This is a genomic window from Achromobacter sp. GbtcB20, assembly GCF_019091095.1.
In the GTDB taxonomy this organism is placed as follows: Bacteria; Pseudomonadota; Gammaproteobacteria; order Burkholderiales; family Burkholderiaceae_B; genus Achromobacter; species Achromobacter mucicolens.
Map to the genome: position 1 here is coordinate 417,867 of NZ_JAGXJZ010000002.1, position 20,937 is coordinate 438,803.

Annotated in this window: 20 protein-coding genes; 12 read left to right on the forward strand and 8 right to left on the reverse strand. The window is 66.3% G+C overall.

Annotation, left to right across the window (positions count from 1 at the left end):
* Window positions 1–11 precede the first annotated feature (11 nt).
* Both KVT32_RS04685 and KVT32_RS04690 read right to left on the reverse strand, forming a co-directional pair.
* A complete protein-coding gene (locus KVT32_RS04685) occupies window positions 12–497 on the reverse strand; it encodes a DUF3237 domain-containing protein (RefSeq protein WP_217617761.1) in 486 nt (161 codons plus the stop codon).
* Window positions 494–1,759, reverse strand: coding sequence for a flavin-dependent oxidoreductase (locus tag KVT32_RS04690; protein WP_217617762.1), 1,266 nt, complete (start codon window positions 1,757–1,759; stop codon window positions 494–496). Before KVT32_RS04690 ends, KVT32_RS04685 begins: the two co-directional genes overlap by 4 nt.
* Before the next feature lie 133 nt (window positions 1,760–1,892).
* Between KVT32_RS04690 and KVT32_RS04695 the strand changes: the two genes are divergently transcribed.
* The 12 genes from KVT32_RS04695 (at window position 1,893) to KVT32_RS04750 (ending at window position 14,371) form a co-directional block, all read left to right on the forward strand.
* Window positions 1,893–2,384 carry a MarR family winged helix-turn-helix transcriptional regulator gene (locus tag KVT32_RS04695; protein ID WP_056321583.1) on the forward strand — a complete coding sequence of 164 codons (492 nt, stop codon included), beginning with the start codon at window positions 1,893–1,895 and terminating at the stop codon, window positions 2,382–2,384.
* Window positions 2,385–2,541: 157 nt separating this feature from the next.
* The gene (locus tag KVT32_RS04700; protein ID WP_152383631.1) at window positions 2,542–3,678 is read left to right on the forward strand and encodes an FAD-binding oxidoreductase; all 1,137 of its coding nucleotides are present in this window, start codon (window positions 2,542–2,544) and stop codon (window positions 3,676–3,678) included.
* Between the two features lie 31 nt (window positions 3,679–3,709).
* Complete coding sequence (locus KVT32_RS04705; protein WP_152383630.1) at window positions 3,710–4,105, forward strand: RidA family protein; 396 nt, start codon at window positions 3,710–3,712, stop codon at window positions 4,103–4,105.
* Between the two features lie 119 nt (window positions 4,106–4,224).
* Window positions 4,225–5,670, forward strand: a complete 1,446-nt coding sequence (locus KVT32_RS04710; RefSeq protein ID WP_217617763.1) for a M81 family metallopeptidase — start codon at window positions 4,225–4,227, stop codon at window positions 5,668–5,670.
* 70 nt (window positions 5,671–5,740) lie between these two features.
* Window positions 5,741–7,312, forward strand: coding sequence for an ABC transporter substrate-binding protein (locus tag KVT32_RS04715; RefSeq protein ID WP_152383628.1), 1,572 nt, complete (start codon window positions 5,741–5,743; stop codon window positions 7,310–7,312).
* Between the two features lie 52 nt (window positions 7,313–7,364).
* Window positions 7,365–8,300, forward strand: coding sequence for an ABC transporter permease (locus KVT32_RS04720; protein ID WP_175156782.1), 936 nt, complete (start codon window positions 7,365–7,367; stop codon window positions 8,298–8,300).
* 13 nt (window positions 8,301–8,313) lie between these two features.
* Window positions 8,314–9,189 (forward strand): ABC transporter permease, encoded by an 876-nt coding sequence (locus tag KVT32_RS04725; RefSeq protein WP_180098977.1) that lies wholly within the window; start codon window positions 8,314–8,316, stop codon window positions 9,187–9,189.
* Window positions 9,190–9,197: 8 nt separating this feature from the next.
* The gene (locus tag KVT32_RS04730) at window positions 9,198–10,205 is read left to right on the forward strand and encodes an ABC transporter ATP-binding protein (RefSeq protein WP_152383625.1); all 1,008 of its coding nucleotides are present in this window, start codon (window positions 9,198–9,200) and stop codon (window positions 10,203–10,205) included.
* A gap of 17 nt (window positions 10,206–10,222) precedes the next feature.
* Window positions 10,223–11,221 carry an ABC transporter ATP-binding protein gene (locus KVT32_RS04735; RefSeq protein ID WP_217617764.1) on the forward strand — a complete coding sequence of 333 codons (999 nt, stop codon included), beginning with the start codon at window positions 10,223–10,225 and terminating at the stop codon, window positions 11,219–11,221.
* A gap of 38 nt (window positions 11,222–11,259) precedes the next feature.
* A complete protein-coding gene (locus KVT32_RS04740; protein ID WP_217617765.1) occupies window positions 11,260–12,732 on the forward strand; it encodes an amidohydrolase family protein in 1,473 nt (490 codons plus the stop codon).
* Window positions 12,729–13,655, forward strand: a complete 927-nt coding sequence (locus tag KVT32_RS04745) for an N-carbamoyl-D-amino-acid hydrolase (RefSeq protein WP_217617766.1) — start codon at window positions 12,729–12,731, stop codon at window positions 13,653–13,655. Before KVT32_RS04740 ends, KVT32_RS04745 begins: the two co-directional genes overlap by 4 nt.
* 86 nt (window positions 13,656–13,741) lie before the next feature.
* Complete coding sequence (locus KVT32_RS04750; protein WP_056321556.1) at window positions 13,742–14,371, forward strand: helix-turn-helix domain-containing protein; 630 nt, start codon at window positions 13,742–13,744, stop codon at window positions 14,369–14,371.
* A 4-nt stretch (window positions 14,372–14,375) separates the two neighbouring features.
* On the opposite strand, the gene KVT32_RS04755 is transcribed toward KVT32_RS04750, so the two are convergent.
* From KVT32_RS04755 to KVT32_RS04780, 6 genes are all read right to left on the reverse strand, one after another.
* On the reverse strand, window positions 14,376–15,119 hold the full coding sequence (locus tag KVT32_RS04755; protein WP_217617767.1) for a YrbL family protein: 744 nt from the start codon (window positions 15,117–15,119) through the stop codon (window positions 14,376–14,378).
* A gap of 294 nt (window positions 15,120–15,413) precedes the next feature.
* The gene (locus KVT32_RS04760) at window positions 15,414–16,673 is read right to left on the reverse strand and encodes a hypothetical protein (protein ID WP_056321552.1); all 1,260 of its coding nucleotides are present in this window, start codon (window positions 16,671–16,673) and stop codon (window positions 15,414–15,416) included.
* 31 nt (window positions 16,674–16,704) lie between these two features.
* Window positions 16,705–18,180 carry a DUF6844 domain-containing protein gene (locus KVT32_RS04765; protein WP_217617768.1) on the reverse strand — a complete coding sequence of 492 codons (1,476 nt, stop codon included), beginning with the start codon at window positions 18,178–18,180 and terminating at the stop codon, window positions 16,705–16,707.
* Between the two features lie 11 nt (window positions 18,181–18,191).
* Window positions 18,192–18,812 (reverse strand): penicillin-binding protein activator LpoB, encoded by a 621-nt coding sequence (locus KVT32_RS04770; protein ID WP_217617769.1) that lies wholly within the window; start codon window positions 18,810–18,812, stop codon window positions 18,192–18,194.
* A gap of 13 nt (window positions 18,813–18,825) precedes the next feature.
* Window positions 18,826–19,269: a hypothetical protein gene (locus KVT32_RS04775; protein ID WP_152383619.1), complete on the reverse strand. Its 444-nt coding sequence runs from the start codon at window positions 19,267–19,269 to the stop codon at window positions 18,826–18,828.
* 1 nt (window position 19,270) lies between these two features.
* A complete protein-coding gene (locus KVT32_RS04780) occupies window positions 19,271–20,752 on the reverse strand; it encodes a hypothetical protein (RefSeq protein WP_217617770.1) in 1,482 nt (493 codons plus the stop codon).
* Between the last annotated feature and the right edge of the window lie 185 nt (window positions 20,753–20,937).

The window sequence follows — 20,937 nt, forward strand, 5'->3', positions numbered from 1 at the left end:
CTGCCGCGGGGTCAGCAAATGCGATAGAAGCGCAGCTCGACGCGATCGGGATAGCGCGCGCCGGTGCCGATGAAAAGGCTTTCGTTCATCCAGCCCAGCGTGGGCGAGGACGTCTCGAAACGGGGATAGCTGCGAAAGTAGATGCGCGCCGGATCGACGGCTTCGCCGCGCGCCAGCCGCGCAATGTCCTCGGCGCTGCCCGTGCGGATGCCGGTGTTTTCGACATACACGCGTTCGCCCGAGGGCGTTTCGATGACGTAGCGCGCGTGGATGTCCGTGAAGGTGGCCGACCGGATGATCTGGAAGTCCGCGCCGCCGGGCAGCACCTTGCCCGACAGACGCGGTCCCTGGACCGTGCCGCCGGTGATGGGGATCACGCGGCGGCGCCCCTGCGGCGTATCGCCCACTTCCTGCGGCGCGCCCACGTCGACCACGACGGTGGCCACGTGTTCAAGCCGGGGGGCGTGCGTGTCGTTCATGGCATCGGCGCCGCTCATGGTTTCTCTCCGCGGGCAAGGCGCAGCGCCGCCGGGTCAAAGCCCGCTAGCTGCTTGTAGCGCAGCGACACCGCCGCCAGCTCCTCGCCCGAAATCACGTCGTTGATGTTCGCGAACCCCGCGGGCGCGCGTTCTTCGGCCATCTGCATCACCTGCTCGGGGCCGTTCAGGCGGTTGCGCAGCACGATGCCCGCGGTGCGCGGCAGGCGTTCGGCTTCGTACTCCAGCAGCGCGACCTCGGCCGAGCGCGCCTTGCCGCGCACGGCCTGATCCAGCCAGTCGGCCAGGCAGCGCGCGTCCAGGATGGCCTGCGCCGATCCGTTGGAGCCGATCGGGTACATCGGATGCGCGGCGTCGCCCAGCAGCGTGAAGCGCCCGCGCGTCCAGCGCGGCAAGGGGTCGCGATCGACCAGCGGAAATTCGTAGATCGCCTCGGCGCCGTCGATGATGGCCGGGATGTCGATCCAGTCCCAGCGCCAGTCGGCAAAGCGGTCCGCGAAGACGGACTTGTCGACCTTGCGATTCCAGTCGGTGGCGGGCAGTTCCGCGCCCGGAATGGACAGCTCGGCGATCCAGTTGATGAGCGAGCGGCCTTGCCGGCGCAGCGGTTCCGAAATCGGGTAGCAGACGAACTTCTGATCCTGGTGCCCCGCCATGAACATGCTGCGCCCGTCCAGATACGGCGGCGCCTCGGTCACCGCGCGCCACAGCATGCGGCCGGAGAACCGGGGTTCGTCTCCCACGGGATGCAGCTGGCGCCGCAGCGCGGAATGAATGCCGTCGGCGCCCACCAGGATGTCGCCCTGCACGGAATGCAGCGTGTTGTCCGCGCGGCTGCGGAACTGCGCCTGCACGCCGTCCGCGTCCTGGGTGGCGGACTCCAGCACCATGCCGGGGACGATGGCATCCGGGCCCAGGCGCTCGCGCACGGCCTGCGCAAGCAGCATCTGGAACTCGCCGCGATGCACCGAGAACTGCGGCAGCGGATAGCCGGCCTCGCGGCCGCGCGGCTCGCGCCAGATCGGCTGGCCCAGCTTGTTGTAGTAGTGCAGCTGCGAGGTCTCGATGGCGCGTTCGGCCAGCGCGGGCATCAGGCCCAGCTGTTCGATCTCGCTGACGGCGTGGGGCAGCAGGTTGATGCCGACGCCGAGCGGGCGCAGTTCCTGCGCGCTTTCATAGATGCGGCAGCCGATGCCGCGGCGGTGCAGCATCAGCGCGAGAGTCAGCCCGCCGATACCCGCGCCGGCAATGACGATTTGCATGTCTACTCCTGGTCTTATTTGTTATGCAACATAACAAAATCGCCCCGCGTTCCGCACGAGGGATTTCCCGCAATCCGGTGGCGCGGCGACAATGCCTGCATTAGTGTTGAGGCCCCGTCCGCGATCCGCCCCCATGTCCAGAGCATCCGTCCAACGCCCTCGCCGCCCCGCGGCCCGTGGCGAACACTTCGATCCGCACGTGCCGGGCGTTCAGTACGGCGCGCTGGACGACCTGGTCGGCTACGCGATCCGGCGCGCGCAGATCCTGATCTACGAGGACTTCCTGGCCGCGCTGGCGCCGTGGGACATCACGCCGCAGCGGTACTCGGCGCTGACGCTGATCGCCGCGAACGAAAACCTCAAGCTCACCGACCTGGCCCGCATCCTGGGCATTGCGCGGTCGGGCGCGGTGCAGATCGTGAACCAGCTGCAGGACCTGGGCTACGTGGAACGCCAGGAGGCCGAGCACGACCGGCGCGCGTACGCGCTGGCCATGACGCAGACCGGCCACGATGCGCTGGCCGCCATCACCGAAGCCGTGCAGGCGCACGACGCGCGCATCAGCGCCAAGCTGGGCGCGGCAGAGCGTCGCAAGCTGATTGGCTTGCTGGGCAAGCTGGGCTGAAGCAACTGCCCGCATCGCGCGGCGTCCCCGATTCGCGCGTCCGCGCCCCATTGCGTGCTTTTTGCCCCGATGCGGGCATTCCCCTATTACCCCCGCCGCGTCAAAAAACTATCGTATTCGAGAATTATCAAATAAGAGAATTCTCGCTTCCGACAAAATGATTGCTGAAACCCTATACGATTTTGCCGTGATCGGCGCGGGCATCGCCGGCGCCTCCGTGGCCTACCGCCTGAGCGCCTCGGCGTCCGTGGTGGTGCTGGAACGAGAGTCCCAACCCGGTTATCACTCCACCGGCCGTTCGGCGGCCATGTTCATGGAGACCTACGGCACCACGCAGATCAAGGCGCTTACGCGCGCCAGCCGCGCGTTCTACGAGCATCCGCCGGAAGGCTTCTGCGAACATCCGCTGCTCAGCCCTCGCGGCGTGCTGTACATCGGGACGCCGGATCAGAAGGATCTGCTGCAGGACGCCTTCGAAGACTTCCACCGCCAGTCGCCAAACGTCACCCTCATCGACGCCAGCCAGGCCGTCAAGCGCGTGCCCTGCCTGCGCGAAGACCAGCTGTGCGGCGCGATCGAGGAACCGGATGCGCGCGACATCGACGTGCATGCGCTGCACCAGGGTTTCCTGCGCGGGATGAGCCGCCAGGGCGCCGTGCTGCACAACAACGCCGAACTGGCGGGCGCCGCTTTCGAGAACGATGTCTGGACGCTGACCCTGGCCGATGGCCGGCAGATCCGCGCGCGGGCCGTCGTCAACGCCGCGGGCGCCTGGGCCGACCACACGGCCGGCTTGTGCGGCGCCGCCCCCGTTGGCCTGCAGCCGTGCCGCCGCACCGCGTTCACCTTCAGTGGCCCGGAAGACGTCGATTTCTCGCACTGGCCCGCGGTAGTGGGCGTGGACGAAAGCTACTACTTCAAGCCCGACGCGGGGCAGTTGCTGGGCTCGCCCGCCAATGCCGATCCGGTCGATGCGCACGACGTGGTGCCCGAGGAACTGGATGTCGCCACCGGCATCTACCGCATCGAAACCGCCACGTCGCTGACCATCCGCCGCCCGAAACACACCTGGGCCGGCCTGCGCTCGTTCGTGCGCGACGGTGACTTCGTGGTGGGCTGGGACGCGGCCACGCCGGCGTTCTTCTGGCTGGCGGCGCAAGGCGGCTACGGCATCCAGACCGCGGCGGCCACGTCCGAGCTGGCGGCCGCATTGCTGACGCACCAGCCCATTCCCGACCACCTGCAGGCGCACGGCGTCAATGCCGACGCCGTGCGGCCCGAGCGCCTGCGCTGACCTTATTGCCTACGACACCGAGATTGCCCAAATGACCGCCATTACCCGCTACCCCAGCACCCTGCCCCTGCCTTTCTCGCGCGCCACCCAGGCGGGCGGCTTCCTGTTCCTGTCCGGCCAGATCCCGATGGATGCCGCCGGCCAGGTGGTGCGCGGCGACGTCGCCACCCAGACGCATGCCGCCATCGACCGCATCAAGGAAACCCTGGCCCTGGCCGGCGCAAGCCTGAAGGACGTCGTGCGCGTGACCGTGTGGCTGACCGACCTGGCGCATTTCGCGCAGTTCAACGAGGCCTATCGCAGCCATTTCTCTTCCGATTTCCCCTCGCGCTCCACCGTCGAGGCCAAGCTGGCCATGGACGTGGACGTCGAGATCGAAGTGCAGGCGTGGCTGGGCGATGCCCAGTCCACGACGCCTGCCGCCTGAACGCTGTCCCGTTCGATTGCATGACACCGCCAGGCGCAGCGCCTGGCGGGGCGACACCCCCAAGCGCGCGCCCCGATGCCCGCGCCCTAAAGCCCCATTTTTTGCGCGGAGCGTCATTCATGAAGATCTTTTCCGGGTCCCTGGCGACCGAGACCAACACCTTTTCTCCCATTCCGACGGGCCTGGCCTCCTACCGGGCGCGCGGCTACTTTCCAGCCGGCAAGCATCCGGACCGCATGCAGATGTTCTCGGGACCGCTGTGGGCCGCGCGCCAGCGCGCCGCGGGCAAGGACTGGACGCTCATCGAAGGGCTGACGGCTGGCGCGACGCCGGCCGGCATCACGACCCGACACGCCTACGAGACGCTGCGCGACGAGCTGCTGGACGATCTGCGCCGCGCGGGCAAGGTCGATATCGCCCTCTTTGGCCTGCACGGCGCGATGGTCGCCGACGGCTATGACGACTGCGAAGGCGACCTGCTGCGCCGCGCGCGCGAGATCGTGGGCCCCGATACCGTGATCGGCGCGGAGCTCGACCCGCACTGCCACCTGACGGACACGATGGTCCAGAGCGCCGACTTCCTGGTCTGTTTCAAGGAATACCCCCACACCGACATCCTGGAGCGCGCCTTCGACCTGGTCGACCTGTGCGTGGCGCGCGCCGAGGGCCGCATCAAGCCCGCGCGTGCGGTCTTCGACTGCGAGATGATTTCCATCATGCACACCAGCCGCGAGCCGATGCGCAGCTTCGTGGACCGCCTGCTGGCCATGGAGGGCAAGGAAGGCGTGCTGTCCGTGTCCATCGCCCACGGCTTTCCGTGGGGCGACACGTCGGACATGGGCTCGAAGGTGCTGGTCTATACCGACGGCAACCCCGCGCAGGCCGAGGCGCTGGCGCGCACGCTGGGCGAAGAGATCATCGGGTTCCGAGACCAGCTTGCGCCGCCCTACCCCGGCGCCGACGAAGCGCTGGACCAGGCGCTGGCGCACACCGAATTTCCCGTGGTGCTGGCCGATTCGGCCGACAACGCGGGCGGCGGCGCGCCCAGCGATGCCACGTTCATTCTGGAACGCGTGCTCGCGCGCGGCATCACCGACGTCGCCACGGGCCCGTTCTGGGATCCGGTGGCCGTGCAGCTGTGCTTTGAGGCCGGTGAAGGCGCGCAGATCAAGCTGCGCGTGGGCGGCAAGGTGGCGCCGGTGTCCGGCCAGCCGCTGGACCTGGACTGCGAGATCCTGGCGCTCAAGCGCGACGCCGTCATGACCGGCCTGGCCGGCACGCCCGCGCTGCTGGGCGACGTTGCCGTCGTGCGCACCCGCGGCGTGACGCTTGTGATGACCACCTCGCGCACCCAGGCGATGGGCACCGACCTCTTCACCCAATTCGGCGTGGACCTGGCCGCGATGAAACTCATCATCGTGAAGTCCTCGCAGCATTTCTACGCCTCGTACTCGAAGGTGGGCCGCCACGTCATCTACGTCGAGACGCCCGGCGCCATCACGAATGACCTCAACACGCTGCCGTTCGTCAAGCGCAAGCTGCCCAAGTGGCCGTTCAAGCAGTGAGACCCGAGGCCCAGGACCAACCACCCAAGCCGCCCGTGATGGGCAGACCAGAATCAACAAGGGGAAATCCATGATCAGACGTTTCAGCCTGCTGGGAGCCGCCGCGCTCCTGGCCATGAGCGCCGCAACCGGCGCGCTCGCCCAGACCAAGACCCTGCGCCTCGTGCCGCATGCGGACCTAAAGACGCTGGATCCGCTCTTTAACACCGCCTACATCACGCGCAACCACGGCTACATGGTGTTCGACACCCTGTTCGCCCAGGACAGCCAAGGCCAGGTCAAGCCGCAGATGGTGGACACCTGGACCAAGTCCGAGGACGGCAAGACCTGGACGTTCACGCTGCGCCCCGGCCTGAAGTTCAACGACGGCACGCCGGTGACGGCCGAGGACTGCATTGCCTCGATCCAGCGCTGGGCAAAGAAGGACACGTTGGGCCAGGCCATGATGGCGGCGGGCGCGGAACTGGCGGCCACCAACGAGAACACGTTCACGCTGACGCTGAAAGAGCCCTTCGGCCTGGTGCTGGATGCGCTGTCCAAACCCTCCGGCATGCCGCCCTTCATCATGCCCAAGCGGCTGGCCGCCACCGATCCGAACACCCAGGTGACCGAGATGGTCGGGTCGGGTCCGTTCCTGTTCAAGCGGGATGAATGGGTACCCGGCAACAAGGTGGTCTACGTGAAGAACCCGGCCTACGTGCCGCGGTCCGAAGCGCCGGACGGCCTGGCGGGCGGCAAGAACGTGAAGGTGGACCGCGTGGAGTGGGTCTACATCCCCGACGGCAACACGTCCACGGCCGCACTGATGAACGGCGAGGTCGACATGATCGAACAGGTCACGCCCGACTTCCTGCCGGTGCTCGAAACCAATCCCGACATCACGCTGAGCACGTCGGTTGCCTCGCAAGGCATGGTGATCCTGAACTCGCTGCATCCGCCGTTCAACAACCCGCTGGCGCGCCAGGCGCTGTATCACCTGGTCAGCCAGAAGGAAATGCTGACCGCGATGGGCTACCCGGACAAGTACCGCGTCGACTACTGCCCCACCATGTACATCTGCGGTTCGCCCCTGGCCACGGACGCGGGCGCCGCGCCCTACGCCAAACCGGACGTGGCCCGCGCCAAGCAACTGCTGCAGGAATCGGGCTACAAGGGCGAGAAGGTCGTGCTGCTGTACCCCACCGATCACCTGAGCGCCCCCGCCGTGATGGTGCTGGCGCAGAACATGAAGAAGGCGGGCGTGAACGTGGACCTGCAGTCCATGGACTGGGCCTCGCTGGCCGGACGCCGCCTGAAGAAGGATCCGCCCGCGCAAGGCGGCTGGAACATCTTCCTGACCTGGGGCGGTTACTTCGACGCCAGCACGCCGGTGACCAACCCGTGGCTGTCCGCCGCCTGCGGCAACAGCCTGCCGGGCTGGCCCTGCGACAAGGAACTGGACACCCTGCGCACCAGCTGGATCCGCGAAACGGACGCCGCCAAGCGCAAGGACATCGCCGCGCAGATCCAGGCGCGCGCCTACCAGACGGTGCCTTACGTGATGTGGGGCGAGTTCAAGCCCGTCTTTGCCGTGCGCGGCCTCAAGCACACCGAGCTGGTCAAGTCCGGCATCCCGGTGATGTGGAACATCGAAAAACCGTAAGGCCGACGCCGGGCGCCGCGCGCGCCCGGCCGCAAGCCGGGGGGAATCCAGCGTGAAATTCATCCTGCGCCGCATCGCGGCCGTCATACCCGTCATGGCCGTCGTGGCGGTTGTGGTGTTCCTGCTGATACACCTGTCGCCGGGCGATCCCGCGGCGGTGATCGCGGGCGACAACGCCACCGCCGACGACGTCGAGAAAATCCGCCAGAACCTGGGCCTGGACAAGCCGCTGTTGCAGCAGTTCGTCATCTGGGTCAGCCACATCGCCACGGGCGACCTGGGCACGTCGATCTCCACGCAGATGCCCGTCTCGCAGCTCATCGCCCAGCGCATGGGCCCGACGATCTCGATCGCGCTCTTCACGATGCTGTTCGCCGTGCTGGCGGCAATTCCCCTGGGCGTGCTGGCGGCGTGGAACGCCGGCAAGTGGCTGGACAGGCTGGTGATGGTAGGCGCGGTGTGCGCGTTCTCAGTGCCCGTGTTCCTGATCGGCTACAGCCTGGTATACGGCTTTTCCATCAAGCTGGGCTGGCTGCCGGTGCAGGGCTACAAACCCCTGGCCGATGGCCTCGTGCCTTACTTGCGCCACCTGGTGCTGCCCTGTCTGTCGCTGGGCCTGGTGTACATGGCGCTGCTGACCCGCATGACGCGCGCCACCATGCTGGAGGCCCTGTCCGAAGACTACATCCGCACCGCGCGCGCCAAGGGCCTGTCGTCCGGTCCCATCGTCTGGCATGCGCTCAAGAACGCCGCCAATCCCATTGTCACGACCATCGGCGTCGGCGTGGCGCTGCTGATCGGCGGCGTCGTCGTGACCGAGACGGTGTTTGCGATCCCCGGCCTGGGCCGCCTGACCATCGACGCCGTGCTGCGCCACGACTATCCGGTCATCCAGGGCGTGCTGCTGGTGGCCTCGGGCATCTACGTGCTGATCAACCTGCTGGTCGACCTGAGCTACCGGCTCTTCGATCCCCGCATCCGCTATTGAGAAGAGGCCACGCATGAACACGACCACCCTGCCCCTTCCCGCCACGCGGCCGCGCCTGCGGCGCGCGTTCCGGTCGGTGCGCCGCCATCCCATGCTGTACGCCGGCGGCGCGATCCTCATCATCCTCGCGGCCATCGCGCTGGCCGCGCCGTGGCTGGCCACCGTCGACCCGCAGGAAATCAATCCGCTGGCGCGCATGAAGCCGCCCTCGGCCGAACACCTGTTCGGCACCGACGCGCTGGGCCGCGACGTCTATTCGCGCACCGTCTGGGGCGCCCGCATCTCGCTGCTGGTCGGCATCGTGGTCGCCGTCGTCTCCACCGCCGCCGGCGTGGTGCTGGGCATGATGGCCGGCTACTTCCGCCGCATCGACGCCGTCATCATGCGCATCATGGACGGCCTGATGGCCATCCCCGGCGTGCTGCTGGCGATTGCGCTGATGGCCACGCTGAAGGGAGGACTGGGCACTGTCATCATCGCCATCGTCATTCCCGAGGTGCCGCGCGTCGTGCGCCTGGTGCGCGCGCTGGTCCTGACCATCCGCGAGCAGCCCTACATCGAGGCCGCCGTCTCGGTCGGCACGCGGGTGCCGTCGATCCTGATGCGCCACATCCTGCCCAACCTGTTTGCGCCGCTGATGGTGCAGGCCACGTTCATCGCGGCCTCCGCCATCCTGACCGAAGCCGTGCTGAGCTTCCTGGGCGTGGGCATCCCGCCGCACATCCCGAGCTGGGGCAACATCATGGCCGAAGGCCGCAACTTCGTAGCCGTGGCGTTCCACATCATCCTGTATCCGGGCCTCTTCCTGGGCGTGGCCGTCCTGGCCGTCAATCTGGTCGGCGACGGGCTGCGCGACATGCTCGATCCCCGCCTGGCCAAGAAGCTGTAGGAGCGCACATGCAACCCCATCCCGTCCTGCGCGTGCAAGACCTCACCACCTGTTTCGACGGCGACGACACGACCGTGCTGGCCGTCGACAAGCTCTCGTTCGACCTTCTGCCCGGAGAAACCCTGGGGCTGGTCGGCGAATCTGGCTGCGGCAAGAGCGTCACGTCGCTGTCCATCATGCGGCTGCTGCGCGCCCCCGGCCGCGTCGCCAGCGGCAGCATCGAATTCGACGGCAGCGATCTCCTGGCCCTTCCCGAGAAATCGATGCGCGCCATTCGCGGCAACAAGATCTCGATGATCTTCCAGGAGCCCATGACCTCCTTGAACCCCGTGATCACGGTGGGCAAGCAGATCAGCGAATCGCTCATGCTGCACCAGGGCCTGTCGCGGCGCGAGGCGCTGACGCAGGCCGAGGCGCTGCTGGACCTGGTGCAGATCTCGGACCCGGCGCGCCGCGTGCGCGAGTATCCCTATCAACTTTCGGGCGGCATGCGCCAGCGCGCGATGATCGCCATGGCGCTGGCCTGTCAGCCCAAGGTCCTGATCGCCGACGAGCCCACCACGGCGCTGGACGTCACCATCCAGGCACAGATCCTGCATCTGTTGCGCGACATCCAGGCGAGGCTGGGCACGGCCATCGTGCTGATCACGCACGACCTGGGCGTGGTCGCGCAGATGTGCCAGCGCGTGATCGTCATGTACGCCGGCCGCAAGGTCGAGGAAGGCAGCGTGGACGACGTGCTGGACCGCCCGCAGCACCCGTACACGCAGGCGCTGATCCGTTCGCTGCCCGACTTCGTCGACGGGCAGGACCACACCGCGCGGCTGGCCGAGCTGCCCGGCATCGTTCCGGTGCGCACGCCCGCCTCGCGCGGCTGCGCCTTTGCGGCGCGCTGCCCCGAGGCCCTGCCGCGCTGCACCGAGGAAGCGCCCGGCGCCACCGACGCGGGCGCCCGCCACCGCGTCTGGTGCTGGGCCCGCCAGGACGCACCGGCACCCGCCGCCCTGACCGCCTGAGACGCATGAGACCTGCCATGAACCTGCACGACATTCCCCTCGCGTCTTCCGTGCCCGCCGCCACCGCGGTGCCCATGCTGGAAGTCATCGGCCTGAAGAAGCACTTTCCCGTGGAAAGCGGGCGCGGCGCCAAGGTGCTGCGCGCGGTCGACGGCATCTCGCTGTCGGTGCCGCGCGGCCAGACGCTCAGCCTGGTCGGCGAGTCCGGCTGCGGCAAGTCCACCACCGGCAAGTGCCTGATCCGCCTGACCGATCCCACCGAAGGCCGCATCCTGCTGGAGGGCGAAGACCTCGCCAAGATGAACAGCAGCCAGCTGCGCACCATGCGCCGCCGCATGCAGTTCATCTTCCAGGACCCGTTTTCGTCGATGAATCCGCGCATGCGCGTGCGCGACATCATCGGCGAGCCGCTGCGCAACTTCGGCCACGACCGCGAGGCCATCCGCGAACGCGTGTCGCAGTTGCTGGCGCGCGTCAGCCTGCGGCCCGACGCCGCCGACAAGTATCCGCATGAGTTCTCGGGCGGCCAACGCCAGCGCATCGTGATCGCGCGCGCCCTGGCGCTGGACCCGGGGCTCATCGTCTGCGACGAGCCCGTGTCGGCGCTTGACGTATCGGTGCAGGCGCAGGTCATCAACCTGCTGATGGACCTGCAGCGCGACCTGGGCCTGACCTACGTGTTCATCTCGCACGACCTGAGCGTCGTGCGCCACATCAGCCACCGCGTGGCCGTGATGTATTTGGGCAAGATCGTCGAGATCGGCACGCGCGATGCGATCTTCGACCGTCCGGCCCACCCCTACACCCGGGCGCTGCTGGCGGCCGTGCCGTCCGCGCGTCACGGGGAGCGCAACCCCGTCGAGGTGCTGAAGGGCGAAATCCCCAGCCCGCTGTCGCCCCCGTCCGGATGCGCGTTCCGTACCCGCTGCCCCATGGCGCAGCCGCGCTGCGCCGAAGAAACGCCCCAGCCGCGCCAGGTCGCCGCCGAACAGCAGGTCGCCTGCCACTTTGCCTGATCCCACCATTGCCTGATCCCACCTTGCCGGAGAATCGCATGTCCCAGCCCGACGCCACCCCGTTTGACTACATCCTCGCCGGCGGCACCGTCATCGACGGCACCAACGCCCCGGGCCAGCGCGCCGACGTGGGCGTGCGCGGCGACCGCATCGCCGCCGTGGGCGACCTCGGTGGCAGCGCCGCGCGCCGCCGCATCGACGTATCGGGCAAGGTGGTGGCCCCCGGGTTCATCGACTCGCACACGCACGACGACAACTACCTGCTCAAGCGCCGCGACATGACGCCCAAGATCTCGCAGGGCGTCACCACCGTCGTCACGGGCAACTGCGGCATCAGCCTGGCGCCGCTGGCCCACGCCCACGCCAGCCCGCCCGCGCCGCTGGACTTGCTGGACGAAGGCGGCTCCTACCGCTTCGAGCGCTTCTCCGACTACCTGGACGCGCTGCGCGCCACGCCCGCCGCCGTCAATGCCGCCTGCATGGTCGGCCATTCGACGCTGCGCGCGGCCGTCATGTCCGACCTGCAGCGCGCCGCCACGCCCGACGAAGTGCAGGCCATGCAATCGCTGGCCGACGATGCGCTTGCCAGCGGCGCCATCGGCATTTCCACCGGCACGTTCTACCCGCCCGCGGCCCAGGCCACCACGGAGGAAATCATCGAGGTCTGCCGTCCGCTCAACACGCACGGCGGCATCTACGCCACGCACATGCGCGACGAAGGCGAACACATCGTGCAAGCGCTGGAAGAAACCTTCCGCATCGGCCGCGAACTGGACGTGCCCGTCGTGATCTCGCACCACAAGGTCATGGGCCAGCCCAACTTCGGGCGGTCCGCCGAAACCCTGCCGCTGATCGAAGCCGCGATGGCCAAGCAGGATGTCTCGCTGGACGCCTACCCCTACGTGGCCGGATCCACGATGCTCAAGCAGGACCGCGTCCTGCTGGCCGGCCGCACCATCATCACCTGGTGCAAGCCGTATCCGGAGCTGAGCGGCCGCGACCTGGACGAAGTGGCCGCCGAGCGCGGCAAGTCCAAGTACGACGTCGTCCCGGACCTGCAACCGGCCGGCGCCATCTATTTCATGATGGACGAGCCCGACGTGCAGCGCATCCTCAAGTTCGGCCCGACCATGATCGGCTCGGACGGGCTGCCCCACGACGAGCGCCCGCATCCCCGGCTGTGGGGCACCTTCCCGCGCGTGCTGGGCCATTATTCGCGAGACCTGGGCCTGTTCCCGCTGGAAACCGCCGTCTGGAAGATGACGGGCCTGACCGCCGCCAAGTTCGGCCTGGCCGAGCGCGGGCAGGTGCAGCCCGGCTACTTTGCCGACCTCGTCGTCTTCGACCCGGCCACCGTGGCGGACGCCGCCACCTTCGAACGCCCCACCGAACGCGCGGCCGGCATCCACTCGGTCTACGTCAATGGCGCGCCCGTCTGGGAGGAGCAGGCCTTCACCGGCCAGCACGCCGGCCGCGTCCTGGCCCGGACCGCCGCCGGGAGCGCCGCATGAGCGCCCGCAAGCTCCACCTTGCCGTCGCGCAGCTGGGCCCTGTGCAGCGCAGCGACACCCGTGTCCAGGTCGTGCGCCGCCTGATCGACCTGCTGGAAGACGCGCACAGCCGCGGCGCCGCCTGGGTGACGTTTCCGGAACTGGCCCTGACCACGTTCTTTCCGCGCTGGTCGCTGGACGATCCCCGCGAAGTGCAGGAATTCTTCGAGACCGAGATGCCGGGCCCGCTGACCCGCCCCCTGTTCGACGCGGCGCGCGACAAGGGCATCGGTTTTTACCTGGGTTACGCCGAGCTCGCGGACGGCGCGCAGTACAACACCAGCATCCTGGTGGGCCGCGACGGGCAGATCGTGGGCAAGTACCGCAAGATCCACATCCCCGGCGACGCGCAGACTGTCGACGGCGCGCCCTTGCAGCACCTGGAAAAGAAGTACTTCGCCGTCGGCGACCTGGGATTTCCCGTGTGGCAGACCCCGGACGCCGCCATCGGCATGTGCATCTGCAACGACCGCCGCTGGCCCGAGACGTTTCGCGTCATGGGCCTGCAGGGCGTGGAGGTCGTCATGGCCGGCTACAACACGCCGTCGGGCTACGTGCAATGGAACGAGCCGATCCACCTGCGCATGCACCATCACCTGCTGTCGCTGCAGGCCGGCGCCTACCAGAACGCCTGCTGGGTGGCGGCGGCAGCCAAGGCCGGCGTCGAGGAAGGCAACCCCATGATCGGCGGGTCCTGCATCGTCGCGCCCACCGGCGAAATCATGGTGCGCACCTTTTCCGAGGACGACGAGGTCATCAATTTCGTCTGCGACCTGTCGGTGTCGGATCACTACCGCGCCAACATCTTCAATTTCGCCGCCCACCGCCGGCCCGAGCATTACCGGATGATCGTCGAACGCACCGGCGCCCAACCACCCGCCTGATCCGGCCCACCCCTTACAATCCGGCTACACGCGGCGGGGCTTGCGGGCCCTGCCCCTGCCTTCAACCCTATCAGCCAGACCGCTACATGGCCCCAACCGGCAACACATCCCCGCCAGAGATCGTGGGCAAGGAAGAAATGGGCGCCCGCCTGCGCGCCGAGCGCAAGGCCAGGAAAATGACCTTGCAGGCGCTGTCCAAGGCCAGCGGCATCGCGGTATCGACGCTATCGAAGGCCGAACTCGGCCAGATCGCCCTCAGCTACGAGAAATTCGCCGCCCTGGCCCGCGCGCTCGACATCGACATGACCCGCATGTTCATGCTGCGCGACGCCGCGCAGGCCGCGGTTGCCCCCACCTTCGTCAAGAACCGGCTCAGCGACGCTCGCGACTACATCACCGAGAACTATCACTACCGCCTGCTGATGGGCGAATACCCCGGCAAGAAGATGCTGCCGATGGTCGCCATGATCGACTCGCGCAAAGTGGTGGAATTTGAGGACTACATTCGCCATCCCGGCCAGGAATTCGTCGTGGTCCTGTCGGGCAAGGTCCGCATCCAGTTTGAAAATGGCGACAGCGTCGTGCTGAACCGCCTGGAATCGGCATACTTCGACAGCAGTATCGGGCATGTGTATCTGTCGCTGAGCAGAAAGCCGGCCGAGGTGCTGGCGGTGTGCAGCGACATGGACGACGTGCCGGACAGACTGAAGGGCTGAGCGCCTAAAGGCGCCGTGCGCTCGCGGCCAGCAGCTTTTTCGTCATTGTGTCGTAGCGTCGCAGGATGCGCCGGCCATTGAGCGCCTTGCTCCACGAATACACGGGAATCAGCTGCTTGGAGCCGTAGCCGTCCACCAGATAAAGGCCTTCCCGCCCTTCGGCATTGAAGCCCACGACGATATTGCTGGCGCTGACGTCGTTGAAGATGACGTGCGCATCGATCAGCGCCATGATGAAGTCATGCACGCGATGCCGCAGTTCTGGGGAAAACCCGTGCCGCGCCACCACCTCTTTCAGGGTGGGCGCCAGGTTCCCGTGGGCGTCGACGATGCGCTCGACCACCAGCCCCAACCCCTTCGAGGTCAGCACCAGGCCAAAGATGCGCGCCATGAGCACATTGCCCACGTGCGCTCCTTGGCGCGCGGACGTGGCGATGTACTCGACGGTCTCCATGATGAACACCCGGTGCGCGTCATCCCGCTGAAAGCGCTTGTACCAGGCCCGCTTGCGGTCCGGCTGGCTGCGGCGCGCGCCATTGATGATCTTGATGAGCAGCGAGCTGTCGGCCGGGTGCAGATACACATCCCGTTCGCTGCCCGCCGCCGCGATCGAGAGCGGTCTCAAGTCCAGGACGTCGAAGGGACTGGCCGCCCACGCGTCATGAAACGTCATCCGCGGCAGGACGCTCAGTTCGTTCGGTAGCGGGGTCAGTTCGGCAATATCGCGCCGGACGGACGCATTTAGCATGGCAATCTCTGGAGACGACTGCTGCACTGTGTCGTTGAAAACTTGCGGGGTAGCGCGGCGAACCGTTCTATCCAAACGAACGGATGCAGGATGGCGCAGGCGCGTGGTGGCCATATGGTATGCGGGCATCTGCCCGCGCACAAGCGCGCGTTTGGCACGGCCGACCCGCGGATTTCGCCGGAATGGGCCCGGTTTCCTAGACGATCCCGGGCGGCGGCCGATTGTTTCCCAACATGGAAATCTGTTTTCCAGGCCAATCCGGAAACATTTTCCGGATTGGCTGGCCGATACGCCTCAATTATTGAGAAACACGTTCGCGCGATCCGGGGCCTGGGATTTCTCGGCAGCGGCCGATGCGCGCTTCGGGGCGGGCCTGGCGGCCGCCGGCGCCTGGACCTTCTTGTCGGTCTTGCGCACGATGTAACTGCCGCCTTCGCTCAGGGTGCCCGACGCCATCTTCAGGAAAGAGAACTTGGGCTTGACCTCCGTGACGCGCCCCAGCCCGACTTCGGATTCCATCGCACCCAGGGATTCTCCGCTCTGCGGATCACGCAGCTCTTCGCCCACCAGGAAGACCGCGTAGGTGTCGCCCGCTGCGATGCCGCCTTCTCCGCGATTGATGATGGCCGTATCGCCCATCACCTTGATGACCTGCATCGGATAGATCGCATCCACCATGCGGGCAACCAGCTTGTCGGCAGCGCCGCCGATCAGCTTGTTCAGGGTATCGGCGCCCACACTGGTGGCGCCCGCATAGTTGCCGCCGAACTTCTGCGACCCCGACCATTTGATCTTGCGGGAAGAGAACTCGATCACTTGCAATTGCAGCGTGCCACTGGCGCTGCTGTTGACCAGGACTTCGCCCGTCATGGCAATGGTTTCGCGCTGGTTGTTGCTGACGCCAAGACTCTGCAACTGGGCCACCACCAGATAATCGGCGCCACTGGCCTGCGACAGGCGGGCGACCTCGGGATTGGCCGCCGCGTCGCCCAGGATGAACTCCTTCTCATCCTGGAAGAGCCTGTCGTTTTCCCGATTCAGCACATCGAAGCGCCGCGTGCCCACCAGCGATTCGCCGACGGTCTGGATCAACTGAGGACGGAACTGCCTGCTGTTGCTGACTACGACCACGCTGCGGCGGTTGCTATCCGCGCCCAGGCGTTCGTACTTGGCGTAGCGCAGCGTGACGGTGGCTTCCCAGCCGCGGCCCGGAAACTCAGCCACGTTGTTGACGTCGTAACCGAGTATCGGCGCATTCTGCGGCGTATTGAGCGTCTGGCGAATGTTCTTGTTCATGGCGCTGACGACCGTGGAATGATCCTGATTGTCCACGGACGCATCGACAGACACGTTCTGCGTCACGAACTGCGCCGACAGGCGCACGCCAAACGCCTGCCCGGCCGCGCTGACCAGCGCGGCCTGAATGGCTTCTTCGCGGCTCATGCCCTGGCCATCGGCCGTCACGGTAGCCTCCGTGACTTGCGCCTGGGCGCTCGGCATCAGGCCAAGACAAATTGCCAACGAAACCAGCAGGGTCGAAAGAACGGCTTTCATGCAGTGATCCTGTAGGGGCGGTCAACCGCCGTTAAAAGTCATGCTTGCTGTTGATGGACTTCGACGAGCGGTTCTGGTCGGTCGCCGTGGCGGCCGCGCCGTTCGGCTGCGCGCCATTGCCGCGCCCGCGCATCTGCGCGTCGATGGCGTTGGCGTTCTCCAATTGCCCGTACGTCCACCCCACCACGGTTCCCACGTGTTCGACGCCGTTGCCGTCCTGCGTCGACCAGCGCTTGACGACGCTGGTGCCGCGCAATTCGCCGCTTGCCGAGGCCGTGCCGGTGCGCGACCGCTTCTGGATCGTTTCGGCGATCTGTTCCTTGATCTGCTGGCTCTGGCCAACCTTGCCGTTCTCGATCTCGGTAACCTGGCGGGCCAGGTCTTCGTTGACATCGCCCATCTCCGTGTTCTCGGAGATCCGGATGTTGTTGTTCATGAAGGCAACGATGTTCGCCTCGGCCATCGCCTGCGCGATATCCTGTGCCGTCTGCTTGGCGCGAATCGCGCGCGACGCGCTCCAGCTCGGGTCCATCGGCACCGATGCGCGGCCATAGGACAGCAGCATCGGACGACCGGCCTCGTCGTAGGTAAATCGCAGGCCGACCTCGTTCAGATAGCCCTTTTCATTGGCGGGCAGCAGATCCTTGAGCACCTTGGGGTCGCCCTTGACCAGCGTCGGCCGCTTGCGCGCGATGTCCTGCGCAAATTGCCGGGTCTTTTCGGACTGCACCGCAATCACCGCCACCAGCATGGCCTTCTTGCCATTTGCCGTCTGCGAGAAGATGCGCGTCTGCACCGGCACGAGGCCTTGCATGTTCTGGTAGGCCGACTTGGTCACGCTCTTGCTCAGATTGTCCTTGAACAGCGTTTTCTTCTGTTCCACGGTCATCTTCTTGACGTCCTCCGCCGGGACGCCCTCCTCGACCAACGCGTTATCGAGTTTCTTGTCGAGCAGCGTCAGCGCCTTGTCGATCAAGGCTTCCAAGCGTCCGCCACCGGCTTTCAGCGCGGCTTCAAGCTCCACCGGATCGAAGACGTCCTTGTTGCTGGACTGATCCTCAAAACGCGTCAGGATCGTCTGGGTGGTCAGGCGGCCATAGGTCGACAGGATGTAATCGGCCTGCATGTCGAACACGGCGCGCTCGTAGGCCAGGGCCAACTGCGTGCCGTAATGCGGATTGGCCGCGCTGTCGACCGACAGCGGCGCAAAGCCGGCGTAGAAGACTCGCCCATCCTGGGCCTTGCCCATCGCCTGGCCGAACTGCTCTTCGAATTCGGCCACCCAGTCTTCATAGCTCTGGACGGGCTCATCGCCCATGGCATTGGCGCCCGTGGCCTTGTCAAGCAGCGCCTCCGGCGCCTGGCCGGGGACGGGGGTCACGGCGTGCGCGCCCGCTGCGGGTTGTGCTGCGGGCTGTGCCGGGGTTTGCGCCAGCGCGGCTCGCATCGGTGTGCCGGCTGCGGCAAGCAGGGACAACGCCAGGACGATCGGGGTGAATTTGGACATGACGCGGCCTCTTACCAAGCGAAATTCTGATTCGGCCCCAGCTTCTCGATGGGGATCAGGGATTGGAAAATTTCCAGGCCGGTATCACGCTCAACCACGCGGAAATCGAATTCGTACTCCAGCTGCTGCTGCTGCTGCGCGCCGTCGACAACCGTGCGCTGACGGATCGCGCCCCCCATTTCCAGGTCGGACGCGACCACGGTGCCGTTACGGGCGACCGTCTTCTGGTTGAACATCTTTGACTTGCTGAGTTGACGCGAGTCTTTCACGAAGTCCGTGCGTTCGGCGCCCGTCGCGCCGGTAAAGATGAATTGGCCGGTCTTCGTCAGCGCGATCTTCATGCGCGAGGTCATGCTGGCGGTGTCGATGCGGAACGTCGTGTCGTTGACCACTTCGCCCATCTGCACGACCCAGCGGCCGCCGCCCGGCTTCTTGGCGTAGGGAGATTCCAGGAACTCCTGCACGGCCTTCTTCGACGCGTATTCAAAATCCGTGTTCTGCAGACCGAAGGACACCATGCCCGGCTGGCCGGTGCGGCTGAGATCGCCATTCGGGTTGCTGGAAACCACTGCCATGTTCTGGCAGCCCGCCAGGGACAGCGCCAGGAGGGCGACGAGAGATGCTTTTTTCATGGATGTTTGATGCTCAGTTTTCAACGTAAATGCGCACGATGGCGCGCGTGGCCAGGGGATCCATAGCCGTGGACTGGATGATTTCCTGACGCCGAGGGTCCAACGCCAGGCCATCGACGACCTGGGCGCCGTTGACGACGCGGCGCCCGCAATCGTCAAACCACTGGACCGCGTATCGGACGCGCAGAATGACGCCGAAGGGCTCGGGGTCGCGCGCGTTGCGGACAGAGAACTGCACCGCCTTCATGCCGTTGCGCAGGTCGATCAACGCCACGCCCTCCACCGCTGCCCCTTGCGGGCTGGCCTCATCCACGACCTGAAGGGCCGTTTCGGGGGCCAGTGTCATGTCGCAGGTGATGACCCGGGGCGCCGCGAGCGGCACCCGTGTTTCCCCCTGCACCCCGCCAGCAATCCCCGCCAACAGGACGATGGCCAATCCTTGAACAAGCGGCCGCATGTCAGAGACCACCGGCAACTTTCACCGGCGCGGCAACTTGGGTGACCGGCGCCTGGACCGGCAGCGGCTGCACGTACACAGCCGGCTTGCCCGCGGTGCCGGACGCTTTCACCAGCACCAGCGTATTGACGTCTTCCTGCAGCGGGATCTGTGCAAGGGATTCGCCCTGGGCAGCGGCCAGCGTCAGCAGACCGTCTTTCGGGCGGTCGACCACCACCATTTGCAGCGTGTCAGGCAGATTGGCCCAGGCGCGAACGTCCGCCTTGGTCAAGGCGTACTGCACGGCGCCGGTTCCCAGCTTCAGCAGCCCGGCCACCAGCGGATCCGCCTTCTGCTTGTCGATCTGGTTGTTCACAGCGGCCTGGGCGGTAGTCTTCAAGACCGTGGAAATCACGGCTTTGGCCACCACGCCCTTGTAGCCGGCATCGAACTCCAGCCCGGCCACTTCGTTCAGGTCGGTCAGGACGGCGGTTTCCTGCTGCGTCTTGCCCGAACCCACCTTCAGGCTGCCGTAGGCGGCCTGTCCGCGAACAAACTGGGGCAGCGCGATGCCGCTATAGGTGACCTTGTCGCTGACGATGAACAGGGGCAGGTCAATGCGAAACTCCTTGAACCCGGGTCCGACGCCGTCTTCGTACAGCACGATGACCTTGTTCTTCAACACGCCTTTGCCCTGCTGCAGCTCCCGGCTCAGGTAGGCAAGGACCGCATTGCCGCCGCGCGTGGCGCTGGCGGCGTTGGCGCTTTTCAACATGTCCCGGGACACGTTCGAGCGCTTGTCGGACGTGGACGAGGACGTCGCACGGAAGACGGCGCTCATTGCGTCACCGGCCGACAGGCGGATCTTCGACGACTTCAATCCACTAGGCAGATCTTTCACGCCGTCGGCGATCTTGGGGCCCACCTCGCCCAGGCTTTTCTTGGCGCCTTCGCTCTTCTCGTCGGCCAGACCGGTCTTCACCGACGCGTTGACGGTATCGGAATAGGCCTTGAGCTGGGTCTGCGCGTTGCCCTGCCGGACCTGCAAGCGGTTGAAGTCCACCCGGGCATTGCTCTCGTCGCCCAGCATCAGATGGTTGATGGCCTGGTAGTAGTCGACGAGCGAGCCTTGGTAGATCTTGCCCTGATAGGCGCCGAACGCGCTGCTGGTCAGGGTCGTGCCGATCAGGTTGGCGACTTCGGCCGGCGTTTCGACCGTGTCTTCCTTCCAGTTCAACTGGGTGGCCGCGGCGTTGAAGGCGTCGCGGCTCAGCGCCCACATGCCGGCGTCGTTGAACGCCTTGCCCGCTTCCAGCGCGTCCAGCAGGCTGGCCGGGTCATACGTCGGTTGGCCCTTCGCGTCCAGGTAGCGCGCGGCATAAGCCTGGTAATCCGACGCGGCGAGATGGATGGAAGCGTCTTTCTCGCTTACGGTCCGCGTCCCCGCGCAACCTGACAGCACGGCAACAGCCGCAACCAGCACCCCCTTTCCCACCCACCCCATGCAGCGCATCCTGCTCTCCTTGTAGTTAATTCAAATACTTGGTTACATAGATCGGCTGCGATGGTAACACATGGTTATTTTTCAGCACATTTCAAGCGTAGTTTGTATCCCGCTTGTGACAGGTCGGGGGCCTTCAGCGCGCACGCTCAGGGCGTGAGCGGTTTGCGGAGATCGGGAAACGGACG

Excerpts from the sequence above, each read along its gene's own strand:
- KVT32_RS04745 (WP_217617766.1), top strand. The coding sequence starts at position 12,729 with ATGAGCGCCCGCAAGCTCCACCTTGCCGTCGCGCAGCTGGGCCCTGTG.
- KVT32_RS04700 (WP_152383631.1), top strand. The coding sequence starts at position 2,542 with ATGATTGCTGAAACCCTATACGATTTTGCCGTGATCGGCGCGGGCATC.
- KVT32_RS04695 (WP_056321583.1), top strand. The coding sequence starts at position 1,893 with ATGTCCAGAGCATCCGTCCAACGCCCTCGCCGCCCCGCGGCCCGTGGC.
- KVT32_RS04770 (WP_217617769.1), bottom strand. The coding sequence starts at position 18,812 with ATGAAAAAAGCATCTCTCGTCGCCCTCCTGGCGCTGTCCCTGGCGGGC.
- KVT32_RS04710 (WP_217617763.1), top strand. The coding sequence starts at position 4,225 with ATGAAGATCTTTTCCGGGTCCCTGGCGACCGAGACCAACACCTTTTCT.
- KVT32_RS04735 (WP_217617764.1), top strand. The coding sequence starts at position 10,223 with ATGAACCTGCACGACATTCCCCTCGCGTCTTCCGTGCCCGCCGCCACC.
- KVT32_RS04705 (WP_152383630.1), top strand. The coding sequence starts at position 3,710 with ATGACCGCCATTACCCGCTACCCCAGCACCCTGCCCCTGCCTTTCTCG.
- KVT32_RS04730 (WP_152383625.1), top strand. The coding sequence starts at position 9,198 with ATGCAACCCCATCCCGTCCTGCGCGTGCAAGACCTCACCACCTGTTTC.
- KVT32_RS04755 (WP_217617767.1), bottom strand. The coding sequence starts at position 15,119 with ATGCTAAATGCGTCCGTCCGGCGCGATATTGCCGAACTGACCCCGCTA.
- KVT32_RS04685 (WP_217617761.1), bottom strand. The coding sequence starts at position 497 with ATGAGCGGCGCCGATGCCATGAACGACACGCACGCCCCCCGGCTTGAA.
- KVT32_RS04760 (WP_056321552.1), bottom strand. The coding sequence starts at position 16,673 with ATGAAAGCCGTTCTTTCGACCCTGCTGGTTTCGTTGGCAATTTGTCTT.
- KVT32_RS04750 (WP_056321556.1), top strand. The coding sequence starts at position 13,742 with ATGGCCCCAACCGGCAACACATCCCCGCCAGAGATCGTGGGCAAGGAA.
- KVT32_RS04725 (WP_180098977.1), top strand. The coding sequence starts at position 8,314 with ATGAACACGACCACCCTGCCCCTTCCCGCCACGCGGCCGCGCCTGCGG.
- KVT32_RS04765 (WP_217617768.1), bottom strand. The coding sequence starts at position 18,180 with ATGTCCAAATTCACCCCGATCGTCCTGGCGTTGTCCCTGCTTGCCGCA.
- KVT32_RS04690 (WP_217617762.1), bottom strand. The coding sequence starts at position 1,759 with ATGCAAATCGTCATTGCCGGCGCGGGTATCGGCGGGCTGACTCTCGCG.
- KVT32_RS04780 (WP_217617770.1), bottom strand. The coding sequence starts at position 20,752 with ATGGGGTGGGTGGGAAAGGGGGTGCTGGTTGCGGCTGTTGCCGTGCTG.
- KVT32_RS04715 (WP_152383628.1), top strand. The coding sequence starts at position 5,741 with ATGATCAGACGTTTCAGCCTGCTGGGAGCCGCCGCGCTCCTGGCCATG.
- KVT32_RS04775 (WP_152383619.1), bottom strand. The coding sequence starts at position 19,269 with ATGCGGCCGCTTGTTCAAGGATTGGCCATCGTCCTGTTGGCGGGGATT.
- KVT32_RS04740 (WP_217617765.1), top strand. The coding sequence starts at position 11,260 with ATGTCCCAGCCCGACGCCACCCCGTTTGACTACATCCTCGCCGGCGGC.